The following is a 12,634-nucleotide window of genomic DNA, read 5'->3' on the forward strand; positions in this document are numbered from 1 at the left end:
TATTTATTTACTTAAAGGGTTAGTACGATTTAAATTTTGTTTGACAGACTACAGTGTTTAACCCATAATACAATTCATACTAAACATATATGAATTGTAGGGGGAATGGAGTATGTCATATTTTAATTTATCTTTTAAGAAGCCGCTTCTGTTTGGGGCAATATCAATATTACTATTGATGGTAATCGCGGGTTGCTCCGGATCTACTAATAAGGCTGATTCCAATAAGGAAGCTTCGGAAAATGCGAGTGCAGCAACTCAGAGTCCTCAAGCAGCAGAGCCGGCAGCAGGAGGAACCTTCGTCTATGGTCGGCCTGCTTCTGTAACCTCGCTGGATCTGCATAACCAGATTACGTCCAACAATGCTTTTGCTATCGACAAAGTATTTGAATCGTTGGTTGCTTTTGACAGCAAGGGCGAAATTGTAGATTGGCTTGCGAAGTCACACAGTATTAGTGAGGATGGATTGACGTATACTTTTGAACTTCGTGAGGGTCTGAAGTTTTCAAACGGTACGGATGTGACTGCGGAAGATGCTGTATTCTCCCTTGAGCGCCACTTGAAGGTTGGCGGCCCACTGGCAATATCTGCAAAGGTGGACGCAATCAAAGCGCAAGATAACAAAACGCTTGTTATTACGCTTAAAGAGCCTTATACACCATTTATCTCAGAGCTATCCAATTTCTCAAATGGCATCTTGCCTAACCATTTTGGTGGAGTTCCCGAAGAAGAATTCTTTAAGAAGCCCATCGGAACGGGGCCCTTTGTGGTTGAATCATGGGATACAGCGGGTGATCTGACCTTCACTAAGAATAAATTCTACTGGCAAGAAGGTAAACCATATATTGATAAGCTAGTTTATAAGTTGATTGAGGATGATAGTCAAGCAATCAATCAGCTGAAAGCTGGAGAAGTTAATGCTATTGAATCTTTAGCGCTGCAAAATGCCAATGAGATCAAAGATGGAGCTGACACAAAAGTAATTACTAATGGTAGTTGGGTAACAGAGCAATTGTTCTTTAATACGCTGGATAAACATTTTTCGGATGTGCATGTTCGCCGCGCTCTGGCTCTGGCGCTTGATCGTGAAGGCTTGACCAAAGCGTTAACCTTTGGATATGCACAGACGGCAAACTCATTGCTGCCAACAACGATTCCTTATAACTCCAATGATACAATTAAGGCTCTGAACTTCAATGTCGAGGCGGCCAAGGAGGAGCTTGCTAAATCTGCCTTCCCTAATGGATTCACTACTAAATTACTTGTAGCTTCCGGCAATAGTACAAGAGCACAAGAAGCACAAATTATTCAGGCAGCGGGTCAAACGATCGGGATTACAATTGAGATTGAGTCGATTGAGCTTGCTACTTTCCGTGAACGGTTCTTTGCATATGATTTCGCCGCAATGCTCAACAGCGGTCAAGCCGACTCCCCAGAAGCGAACTCGATTATTGCTTTTCAAACTGATCCGGAAGGCTTCAGCAAATCATATTGGACCCATTATACGAATGATGAAGTAACGAAGCTGCTATATGAGGGCCAAAAAACAGCGGATGGCGATGGCCGTGCGCAAATCTATACTAAGCTGCTGCAGACACTTGCTGATGAAGTGCCGTATATTCCGCTTTATTATCCAGATGTTCTGAAAGGTATCCGTTCTTCAGTCGACGGCCTTGTTGTTCTACCTAACGGCAGCGCCCGTTTCGAAGATGTCCGCATCAGCCAATGACGAATCTTAAGCAGGTGTTAAATCAACCGAGAGGAAGCAAAGACTCTTACAACTGGCTTGTGATATCACTTATAAAAGCGCTGGCAGTAATCTGCTGCGTAATGATAGCAGTCTTTTTCATCATCCGGATTGTGCCTGGAGATCCAGCTAAAATGATATTGGGAGAATACAGTACCCCTGAGGCGCTTAAGAGTATGCATCATACTCTTGGGCTGGACCTCCCTTTGTGGGAGCAGTTCCTGCGATTTCTGAAGACGCTATTTACTCAGGGGGATACCGGAAACTCCATTGTTATGGGTACATCAACAAGAGAGTTGATTATGCAGCGAGCCCCTGTCACATTGTTGCTCATAGTAATAGCGTGTGTGTTGGCGATTTTGGTATCGCTTCTGCTTGCTACAGTAGCAGCTACGCATAAGGATAAACTGCTGGATCATTTAATACGTATTTTTCCTACAATAACTTTGGGTATGCCAATCTTCTGGGTTGGCTTACTTTTAATTTTGCTCTTTAGTGTCCGGCTTGGCTGGTTCCCCGTTGGGGGAGTAAGTGAAGGGTGGATTGGAACCTTGCACAGTCTTGCACTTCCGGCAATCACCGTTGCTTTCTCACAGATTCCTACGCTGGTCCGTTCGTTAAGAGCACAGATGCTTGAAGTGTTAGAATCGGATTTTGTAGTTACACTTAAGGCTGCCGGAATACCAAGCAGGGTTATTTTATTTAAACATGTGCTGCGTAATTCGGCTCTTCCAACACTGATGCTGATGGGTGTGAATATTTCTTATCTAATCGGCGGCACATTGGTCGTTGAACAGGTGTTTGGAATAAAGGGAATTGGCAGCTTGTTATTCACTTCAATTTCGAAACGGGACTTTCCGGTTATTCAAGGAATAGCACTTTACTGTGCGTTAGCTGTTGTGATCATCAGTCTCTTGATTGAAATCATTTCTTGGTGGCTTGATCCCAGAACGAAGGGAAAACAATGAAAACTATAAGACTAGAGCCACGAATGTATGAGGGTGGCAAGATGACTAGTGGCTTAAAGCGAATATGGAATACCCCTTCACTTCTAGTGGGAATTATTATGTTTGCAGCTCTTATGTTCTTGACTGTATTCATACCGTATATAAGTCCCTATGATCCCTCCGAGCAAAATTTGAGTGCCTTTCTACAGCCTCCATCAGCCGAGCATTGGTTGGGAACAGACCAACTGGGACGTGATCTGTTTACTAGATTGATTTATGCAGCGAGGACGGATTTAAAAATCATGTTCTTGGCAGAAATCATTCCCTTTTGTATAGGTGTGTTTCTAGGAATGCTAGCAGGATATTACGGCAAATGGATTGATACAGTTATTACGCTGCTGTCAGATACGTTGATCGCTTTTCCTTTTTATCTAATCGTCATTATCGTGGCTTTTGCCAGTGGAGCAGGAGAACGAGGCATCTATATTACGTTTATCCTTGTAGGTTGGATTGTTTTTGCTCGTGTAGTGAGAGGTCTTAGCGCATCTTTTCGCAATCAGGAATGGGTGGCATCCGCTCAAACCTTAGGGCTACCCGGAGTAAAAATTATTTTGCGTCATCTGCTGCCCAATGTGCTTCCGCAAGCCGTGGTCGTTCTTATGACAGACATGATTGGATTGCTTGTTGCCATTGTTACACTAGGGTATCTTGGGATCGGTATTACACCGCCAACTCCAGACTGGGGAACTATGATCTCGGATGGACAACCCTTCATCACTACAGCTTGGTGGCTCTCAGCTGTCCCAGGATTTGCAGTGGTGTATACCGGAATAGCTTTGTCGCTCCTAGGTGATGGTTTGGCAGACATATGGAGGAAAAAATGATGTCTATACAACCCATTTTAGAAATAAATGCACTATCGCTGGCTGCAAAGTCAAAAGAGAGATTAGTCAACAATGTTAGCTTTTCGCTGAGCAAAGGGGAGAGTCTAGGATTAGTAGGTGAGTCGGGTTCAGGAAAATCGCTTACGCTGCGTGCAATTCTGGGACTACTTCCAAATGGTGTTGAACAGACAGGTGGCACCATTAAGAGTGACGTAAGCAGTGCGATGGTGTTTCAAGACCCGAGAGGTGCGCTTGATCCACTCTGTATGGTTGTCAATCAGCTGGCTGAAGTCGTGTATTACAGACAGAGAGTAAGCCGAAAGGCTTCGCGAATGATTGCGCTGGAGCTACTCGAAAGGCTTGGTCTCCCTGATTCTTTAAAGAAAAAGGACCGATATCCAAGTCAGCTGTCAGGCGGTCAGTGTCAACGGGTAGTCATCGCTTTGGCACTGGCATGCAAGCCAGGCATTCTTCTCTGTGATGAGCCGACAACGGCGCTGGATGTCACGGTTCAACGGCAAATTATTGAAACGATCACGAACCTCCAGCAGGAGCTCAGTTTTGCCATGATTTTTGTAACCCATAATCTCGCGATTGCAGCCAGCTTATGCTCACGCCTATGTGTAATGAAACAAGGGCAGATTGTTGAGCATGGCGCTACCCTTGATATTTTGCAAAATCCATCCGACCCTTACACACAGATGCTGATTGATTCGGTGCTTCCTTTGCCAGAGCTTGAAGGGAGTAGAGACTTATGGAACTAGCCTTGCAAATAAAAGATTTAACTGTTCACTATGGCGGATTTACTGCACTGGATTGTATCAATCTGAATCTTGAGCAGCACACCACTCTTGGACTTGTTGGAGAATCCGGCTCAGGCAAATCTACGCTGGCTCGAGTAATTGCTGGACTGATTGCCCCGCATGAGGGAAAGATCCTGTTAGGTACCCAAGAGTTAAAAAAGAAAAGAAGCCGGGAGCATCGTAAAATAATCCAGATGATCTTTCAAAATCCTGATGCATCGCTGAATCCAAAGCATTCGATTAGGCAAATTCTTTCCGAGCCCTTATTGTTTCATAAAATAGTGGGACGTTCGGGCGTTGAGCAAAGATGTAAAGAGCTTTTGAACCAGGTTCATTTGGAGCAAAAGGCTTTAGATAAATTCCCTCACGAATTTTCTGGTGGTCAGCGGCAACGGATAGCGATCGCTCGTGCATTAAGCGTTGAACCAAATATCCTGATCGCCGATGAACCTACGAGCGCGCTGGATGTATCTGTGCAGCTTAGTGTGCTCGAGCTGTTCAATACGCTGAAAACTGAGCTTAATCTCACTATGCTTTTTATTTCCCATGATCTAGGAGTTATCAATGCAATTAGCGATACGGTAGCAGTTATGCGGCAAGGAAAGCTCGTGGAGCAGAGTCCCAAGGATCAATTCTTCATCCGGCCTAAACATGAATATAGTTACGAGCTGTTGTCGGCGGTTCCTAAAATGCCAAAATCAAGTACATCAGGAGGTTTCTTATGAGCCCAGAACATAATATACATGTGCCACTTTCAGTGACTGAGTATAATAAGCTTACAGAATTAATTTCTACAATCTTGTTTACTGAGCATCCACCAGTTATCATCCCAGCTGAGGCAATTCTGGGAATCGAGGCAGTAGCTGCAGGAATAGCCGCGCCTGGTCGAACCATTGTAAATGTAGTAACAGGTCCCTATGGAAGTCTATTTGGAAAATGGCTTGAGCGGGGAGGAGCAACGGTAATTGAAGTAAAGGTTCCTTTTGATGAAGTGGTCACTGGAGACCAAGTTGCTTCCGCAATTAAAGAGTTTAACCCTTGTGCCCTTTCCTTTGTTCAGGCTGAAGTGGTTACAGGTGGATCTAATCCGGCTAAAGAAATATTCAGGATTGCAAAGGAGTACAATCTCATTACTGTGACGGACTCGGTTTCTGCGGTTGGGGGAGAGGTGTTACTGGTCGATGAATGGGGAGTTGATTTTGCTGTGATAGGCGCGCAAAAAGCCTTGGCTGGACCTAACGGCGTTAGCGCCGTCAGTATTTCACCACGTGGCTGGAATTTTCTTGAGTCTAATAAAAATGCACCACGTAACTCCATTTTGTCCTTGCTGGATCTCAAACCTTCGCTGGATGGCGCCGCGCCACTACGAGTTGCTCCAAATATTCCGACATTAGAGGCTAGAGCTTTGATCCTGACCTTGACACGAATTGAAGAAGAGGGATTGGAGCAAATCATTCAGCGTCATGAAAGGGCTGCAGCTGCTACATTAGCGGGTATAGAATGCTTGGGGCTTGAGCCTTGGCAAAAGGACAGCAGACATTATTCTACACTGACTACAACGGTTCGGATTGGTGGAAGGCAAGACTTGCAGATCGAAAAACCTATAGGCATTGTGGCTCCAGGAGACGGAGAATTATTTGGACATCTTTTGCGGATCAATCATTTTGGAACAAATGCTGCTCGTAAAAGTGTAGAGGAAGCCATGTCAACGCTTGCTGAGTTGTTGAAACAAAACCCTGATCAGGCATTACAAGCTGTTCGGCTGGCTTGGGGGGAATGAAGATGATCCATAAGCATCCAGAGCTACATACATTCATGGATATTCATATAGCAGGCATCGAAGGAAAACGTTTTAATGTTGTGATCAAGGATGGCTATTTTTCATCTATTACTGAAGCGAAGCCGCAACAAAATAATACAACTCCTACAGGCACAGAACTATGGATAACGCCTGGTATTATTGATCTTCATACGCATCTTGCTTGGACAGACTTTGATCATACGGACCAATTGAAGCGCGACTCCCATCAGATCGAGGTCATGCAGGCGCAAGCATTTGAGGCTACTCTAAGGACTGGTGTAACGACTGTACGGGATGCAGGAGGAATTACCCCCAGCACAGTGAAGCATCTTGTTCAGCAGTATCAGCAGCCTTTAAGAGTGCATACGAGCAGTGAGATGCTTGGAGCAGCAGATGCCCGTGGACTTAAGTATTTGGAACAACGGATGGCGCAAATCTTTGCTACAGGAGCGGGCTGGATAAAAATCATGGCCACAGGCGGTCTTGGGGCACCCACCGAGAAAGTCGTAGATCCGATCTTTTCCGAAGAAGAGTTCGCATTCATTGTTCGTAATGCACATGCTTATGATAAGAAGGTACTGGTTCATACCTGGGGTGGAGTAACGATAGACTGGTCCATTCAGGCCGGCGTGGAATCTATAGAGCATGGGATGTTTCTAACTGAAGATCAGGCAGGGAGACTTGCTAGTTCAGGGGTGGCTTTTGTACCTACTACATCTATCTATCGCATTGCTGCAGATCCGAAAGGCGTTCTAGCCTTGAACCCGATTATTTGCGAACGAGCTGCCCGCGCTGCTGAATCGCATTCCAAAGCCATTAATTATGCAAAAAGAGAAGGCGTTCGTATAGGATTCGGTACAGATTATGCTACACCTTCATTACATGGTTATAACCTTCAAGAGCTGGATACGTTGATTGATTATGGCTTAACACGCAAAGAAGCATGGCAATCTGCTACTAAAAGCGCTGCTGATATTCTAGGGAATGGAAATGAGCTGGGGCAGATTGCAGAGGGTTTTATTGCAGATGCTGTTATTTTCAATGTTGATCCATACCAGGCCTATAATGCGGAGATACTTCGAAACAGTATCGTTTCCGTAATTACTGGAGCGAAGGAAGCGGAAATAATTTAGATTCTTTTAAGCTCTCTTCTAAAAACAACTGATATCTTTTGCAGTTGTTTTTCTTTTATATTATGGAATGTATACAAGGCAACAGTATATAAAGATAGAGTGTAATCATTAATACTTGATTTATGGTTTTTAAATATTTGAAAAAAAGTGTTGCAATGAATCTCTATACATGATATATTCTAAGTCCGGCCAAGAAATACACATGCCGAGCTCGAAAAAGAAGTTAAAAAAGAGCTTGACATTAAATAGCCGAACATGATATAGTATAAGAGTTGCTGCTGAGACATTAAACGGCGCCAACGAGAACTTGATCTTTGAAAACTGAACAACGAGTGAGTAGGAAATCACGAAAGTGAAATCCAAAACTGATGAGTTTCACAGCGTATTTTACGCTTTTGAAATTTCATCGTGAGAATTAATTTTCTCGTCAGATGTTTCAAAATGAGCATATCGCTCTTTTCAATACTAATTGGAGAGTTTGATCCTGGCTCAGGACGAACGCTGGCGGCGTGCCTAATACATGCAAGTCGAGCGGAGTTATTTTGAAAGCTTGCTTTCAAAATAACTTAGCGGCGGACGGGTGAGTAACACGTAGGCAACCTGCCCCTTAGACTGGGATAACTACCGGAAACGGTAGCTAATACCGGATAATTTCTTTTTTCTCCTGAAGAAAGAATGAAAGACGGAGCAATCTGTCACTGAGGGATGGGCCTGCGGCGCATTAGCTAGTTGGTGGGGTAACGGCCCACCAAGGCGACGATGCGTAGCCGACCTGAGAGGGTGAACGGCCACACTGGGACTGAGACACGGCCCAGACTCCTACGGGAGGCAGCAGTAGGGAATCTTCCGCAATGGACGAAAGTCTGACGGAGCAACGCCGCGTGAGTGATGAAGGTTTTCGGATCGTAAAGCTCTGTTGCCAGGGAAGAACGTCCGGTAGAGTAACTGCTATCGGAGTGACGGTACCTGAGAAGAAAGCCCCGGCTAACTACGTGCCAGCAGCCGCGGTAATACGTAGGGGGCAAGCGTTGTCCGGAATTATTGGGCGTAAAGCGCGCGCAGGCGGTCATTTAAGTCTGGTGTTTAAACCTTGGGCTCAACCTGAGGTCGCACTGGAAACTGGGTGACTTGAGTACAGAAGAGGAAAGTGGAATTCCACGTGTAGCGGTGAAATGCGTAGATATGTGGAGGAACACCAGTGGCGAAGGCGACTTTCTGGGCTGTAACTGACGCTGAGGCGCGAAAGCGTGGGGAGCAAACAGGATTAGATACCCTGGTAGTCCACGCCGTAAACGATGAGTGCTAGGTGTTAGGGGTTTCGATACCCTTGGTGCCGAAGTTAACACAGTAAGCACTCCGCCTGGGGAGTACGGTCGCAAGACTGAAACTCAAAGGAATTGACGGGGACCCGCACAAGCAGTGGAGTATGTGGTTTAATTCGAAGCAACGCGAAGAACCTTACCAGGTCTTGACATCCCTCTGAATCCACTAGAGATAGTGGCGGCCTTCGGGACAGAGGAGACAGGTGGTGCATGGTTGTCGTCAGCTCGTGTCGTGAGATGTTGGGTTAAGTCCCGCAACGAGCGCAACCCTTAACTTTAGTTGCCAGCAAGTAATGTTGGGCACTCTAGAGTGACTGCCGGTGACAAACCGGAGGAAGGTGGGGATGACGTCAAATCATCATGCCCCTTATGACCTGGGCTACACACGTACTACAATGGCCGGTACAACGGGAAGCGAAGCCGCGAGGTGAAGCCAATCCCATCAAAGCCGGTCTCAGTTCGGATTGCAGGCTGCAACTCGCCTGCATGAAGTCGGAATTGCTAGTAATCGCGGATCAGCATGCCGCGGTGAATACGTTCCCGGGTCTTGTACACACCGCCCGTCACACCACGAGAGTTTACAACACCCGAAGTCGGTGGGGTAACCCGCAAGGGAGCCAGCCGCCGAAGGTGGGGTAGATGATTGGGGTGAAGTCGTAACAAGGTAGCCGTATCGGAAGGTGCGGCTGGATCACCTCCTTTCTATGGAGAATCGTTTCCTGCAATGGAGACATTCAAATCGGAAGCTAAGCTTCCACAACTCACTCGTTGCTCAGTTTTGAGAGTTTAAGCTCTCAAGCAAGACTTGATCCTTGAAAACTGGATACCGAAACGAATTTGCGTTTTAGAACATCTTTTAGCTATAACTTGTGTAAACAAGTATGTTAGTTATTAGCTGGAAGCGAAGATTTTCGATTGTGTAAACAAGCGAAACATCAGAGCGAAGGTTAAGCTAATAAGAGCACACGGAGGATGCCTAGGCGCCAGGAGCCGACGAAGGACGTGGCGAACAACGAAACTGCCTCGGGGAGCTGTAAGCAAGCTTTGATCCGGGGGTGTCCGAATGGGGAAACCCAGCTGTGGTAATTCGCAGTTACTCATCTCTGAACACATAGGAGATGTAGAGGCAGACCAGGGGAACTGAAACATCTAAGTACCCTGAGGAAGAGAAAACAATAGTGATTCCGTCAGTAGCGGCGAGCGAACGCGGAACAGCCTAAACCTAAGAGCTTGCTCTTAGGGGTTGTGGGACGTCTCACATGGAGTTACAAAGGAATATGGTAGGTGAAGAGGTCTGGAAAGGCCCGCGATAGAGGTAAAAGCCCTGTAGCCTAAACTGTGTTCTCTCCGAGACGGATCCCGAGTAGTGCGGGGCACGTGAAACCCCGTATGAATCCAGCAGGACCATCTGCTAAGGCTAAATACTACCTGGCGACCGATAGTGAAACAGTACCGTGAGGGAAAGGTGAAAAGCACCCCGGAAGGGGAGTGAAATAGAACCTGAAACCGTGTGCTTACAAAAAGTCAGAGCCCTATTAATGGGTGATGGCGTGCCTTTTGTAGAATGAACCGGCGAGTTACGTTTAACATGCAAGGTTAAGTCGAGAAGACGGAGCCGCAGCGAAAGCGAGTCTGAATAGGGCGAATGAGTATGTGGACGTAGACCCGAAACCGTGTGATCTACCCCTGTCCAGGGTGAAGGTGCGGTAACACGCACTGGAGGCCCGAACCCACGCATGTTGAAAAATGCGGGGATGAGGTGGGGGTAGCGGAGAAATTCCAATCGAACTCGGAGATAGCTGGTTCTCCCCGAAATAGCTTTAGGGCTAGCCTCGGTATAAGAGTAGTGGAGGTAGAGCACTGATTGGGTGCGGGGTCCGCAAGGATTACCAAGCTCAGTCAAACTCCGAATGCCATATACTTATTGCCGGGAGTCAGACAGTGAGTGCTAAGATCCATTGTCAAAAGGGAAACAGCCCAGACCATCAGCTAAGGTCCCCAAGTGTGTGTTAAGTGGGAAAGGATGTGGAGTTGCACAGACAACCAGGATGTTGGCTTAGAAGCAGCCACCATTGAAAGAGTGCGTAATAGCTCACTGGTCGAGTGACTCTGCGCCGAAAATGTAACGGGGCTAAACACACCACCGAAGCTATGGCTAGATACGTATGTATCTGGGGTAGGGGAGCGTTGTATGTGGGTTGAAGGTGTACCGTAAGGAGCGCTGGACAGCATACAAGTGAGAATGCCGGTATGAGTAACGAAAAGATCAGTGAGAATCTGATCCGCCGAAAGCCCAAGGTTTCCTGAGGAAGGCTCGTCCGCTCAGGGTAAGTCGGGACCTAAGGCGAGGCCGAAAGGCGTAGTCGAAGGACAACAGTTTGAAATTACTGTACCACCGTAATCCGCTATGAGCGATGGGGTGACGCAGGAGGGTAGTGACGCGGACTGATGGATATGTCCGTCTAAGCAGTGAGGCTGATGTGTAGGCAAATCCGCACATCGTTAAGGCTGGGCTGTGATGGGGAGCGAAAATTACAGTAGCGAAGGTCATGATCTCACACTGCCAAGAAAAGCCTCTAGCCAGGAGAAGGTGCCCGTACCGCAAACCGACACAGGTAGGCGAGAAGAGAATTCTAAGGCGCGCGGAAGAACTCTCGTTAAGGAACTCGGCAAAATGACCCCGTAACTTCGGGAGAAGGGGTGCCCCGGTAGTGTGAATAGCACGAGGGGGCCGCAGTGAAAAGGCCCAAGCGACTGTTTAGCAAAAACACAGGTCTGTGCGAAGCCGCAAGGCGAAGTATACGGGCTGACGCCTGCCCGGTGCTGGAAGGTTAAGGGGAGTGGTTAGGGGTAACCCGAAGCTATGAACCGAAGCCCCAGTAAACGGCGGCCGTAACTATAACGGTCCTAAGGTAGCGAAATTCCTTGTCAGGTAAATTCTGACCCGCACGAATGGCGTAACGACTTGGGCGCTGTCTCAACGAGAGATCCGGTGAAATTTTAATACCTGTGAAGATGCAGGTTACCCGCGACAAGACGGAAAGACCCCATGGAGCTTTACTGCAGCTTGATATTGAATTTGGGTACGATCTGTACAGGATAGGTGGGAGCCGTAGAAATCGGAGCGCAAGCTTCGGTGGAGGCGCCGTTGGGATACCACCCTGATCGTATCTAGGTTCTAACCTAGTACCGTAATCCGGTACGGGGACCGTGTCAGGCGGGCAGTTTGACTGGGGCGGTCGCCTCCTAAAGAGTAACGGAGGCGTTCCAAGGTTCCCTCAGAATGGTTGGAAATCATTCGAAGAGTGCAAAGGCATAAGGGAGCTTGACTGCGAGACCTACAAGTCGAGCAGGGACGAAAGTCGGACTTAGTGATCCGGTGGTACCGCATGGAAGGGCCATCGCTCAACGGATAAAAGCTACCCTGGGGATAACAGGCTTATCTCCCCCAAGAGTCCACATCGACGGGGAGGTTTGGCACCTCGATGTCGGCTCATCGCATCCTGGGGCTGAAGTAGGTCCCAAGGGTTGGGCTGTTCGCCCATTAAAGCGGTACGCGAGCTGGGTTCAGAACGTCGTGAGACAGTTCGGTCCCTATCTGTCGTGGGCGCAGGAAATTTGAGAGGAGCTGTCCTTAGTACGAGAGGACCGGGATGGACGTACCGCTGGTGCACCAGTTGTTTCGCCAGAAGCATGGCTGGGTAGCTACGTACGGACGGGATAAGCGCTGAAAGCATCTAAGCGTGAAGCCCCCCTCAAGATGAGATTTCCCAATTAGTAAGACCCCTTGAAGACGACGAGGTAGATAGGTTGGAGGTGGAAGTGCAGTAATGCATGGAGCTGACCAATACTAATCGGTCGAGGGCTTATCCTATACTTAAGACGCAAATTCAATTCGGATTCAGTTTTCAGGCATCAAGCCTGGATTACGCTATGGAATTTATTCACACTTCTGTGATGAAGCAAATTTCACGCGACAGCGTCTGTTTGACAGACG

Annotated in this window: 7 protein-coding genes and 2 rRNA genes; all 9 read left to right on the forward strand. The window is 47.3% G+C overall.

The window, feature by feature from the left end; translation table 11 throughout:
- Positions 1 to 112: 112 nt before the first annotated feature.
- The 9 genes from MHB64_RS00065 (at position 113) to MHB64_RS00105 (ending at position 12,511) form a co-directional block, all read left to right on the forward strand.
- A complete protein-coding gene (locus MHB64_RS00065) occupies positions 113 to 1,729 on the forward strand; it encodes an ABC transporter substrate-binding protein (protein WP_094874769.1) in 1,617 nt (538 codons plus the stop codon).
- Positions 1,726 to 2,715 carry an ABC transporter permease gene (locus MHB64_RS00070; protein ID WP_256990722.1) on the forward strand — a complete coding sequence of 330 codons (990 nt, stop codon included), beginning with the start codon at positions 1,726 to 1,728 and terminating at the stop codon, positions 2,713 to 2,715. Before MHB64_RS00065 ends, MHB64_RS00070 begins: the two co-directional genes overlap by 4 nt.
- Positions 2,712 to 3,578 carry an ABC transporter permease gene (locus MHB64_RS00075; protein WP_341133465.1) on the forward strand — a complete coding sequence of 289 codons (867 nt, stop codon included), beginning with the start codon at positions 2,712 to 2,714 and terminating at the stop codon, positions 3,576 to 3,578. Before MHB64_RS00070 ends, MHB64_RS00075 begins: the two co-directional genes overlap by 4 nt.
- Entirely contained in the window at positions 3,578 to 4,342 is a 765-nt protein-coding gene (locus MHB64_RS00080) for an ABC transporter ATP-binding protein (RefSeq protein WP_094874771.1), read from the forward strand. Before MHB64_RS00075 ends, MHB64_RS00080 begins: the two co-directional genes overlap by 1 nt.
- Positions 4,333 to 5,106, forward strand: coding sequence for an ABC transporter ATP-binding protein (locus MHB64_RS00085; RefSeq protein ID WP_280789134.1), 774 nt, complete (start codon positions 4,333 to 4,335; stop codon positions 5,104 to 5,106). Before MHB64_RS00080 ends, MHB64_RS00085 begins: the two co-directional genes overlap by 10 nt.
- The gene (locus MHB64_RS00090) at positions 5,103 to 6,161 is read left to right on the forward strand and encodes a pyridoxal-phosphate-dependent aminotransferase family protein (RefSeq protein ID WP_341133466.1); all 1,059 of its coding nucleotides are present in this window, start codon (positions 5,103 to 5,105) and stop codon (positions 6,159 to 6,161) included. The genes MHB64_RS00085 and MHB64_RS00090 overlap by 4 nt, the downstream gene beginning before the upstream one ends.
- 2 nt (positions 6,162 to 6,163) lie before the next feature.
- Positions 6,164 to 7,315, forward strand: a complete 1,152-nt coding sequence (locus MHB64_RS00095; protein WP_341133467.1) for an amidohydrolase family protein — start codon at positions 6,164 to 6,166, stop codon at positions 7,313 to 7,315.
- Between the two features lie 466 nt (positions 7,316 to 7,781).
- Positions 7,782 to 9,339 (forward strand): 16S ribosomal RNA (locus MHB64_RS00100).
- 243 nt (positions 9,340 to 9,582) lie between these two features.
- Positions 9,583 to 12,511 (forward strand): 23S ribosomal RNA (locus MHB64_RS00105).
- Together the 16S and 23S rRNA genes form the textbook arrangement of a ribosomal RNA operon.
- Positions 12,512 to 12,634: the final 123 nt, after the last annotated feature.

This window comes from Paenibacillus sp. FSL K6-2859 (assembly GCF_038008265.1).
GTDB lineage: Bacteria > Bacillota > Bacilli > Paenibacillales > Paenibacillaceae > Paenibacillus_AQ > Paenibacillus_AQ nitricinens.

Bases quoted from the DNA above. Each gene is read 5' to 3' on its own strand.
- MHB64_RS00065 (WP_094874769.1), top strand. From the start codon at position 113: ATGTCATATTTTAATTTATCTTTTAAGAAGCCGCTTCTGTTTGGGGCA.
- MHB64_RS00070 (WP_256990722.1), top strand. From the start codon at position 1,726: ATGACGAATCTTAAGCAGGTGTTAAATCAACCGAGAGGAAGCAAAGAC.
- MHB64_RS00075 (WP_341133465.1), top strand. From the start codon at position 2,712: ATGAAAACTATAAGACTAGAGCCACGAATGTATGAGGGTGGCAAGATG.
- MHB64_RS00080 (WP_094874771.1), top strand. From the start codon at position 3,578: ATGTCTATACAACCCATTTTAGAAATAAATGCACTATCGCTGGCTGCA.
- MHB64_RS00085 (WP_280789134.1), top strand. From the start codon at position 4,333: ATGGAACTAGCCTTGCAAATAAAAGATTTAACTGTTCACTATGGCGGA.
- MHB64_RS00090 (WP_341133466.1), top strand. From the start codon at position 5,103: ATGAGCCCAGAACATAATATACATGTGCCACTTTCAGTGACTGAGTAT.
- MHB64_RS00095 (WP_341133467.1), top strand. From the start codon at position 6,164: ATGATCCATAAGCATCCAGAGCTACATACATTCATGGATATTCATATA.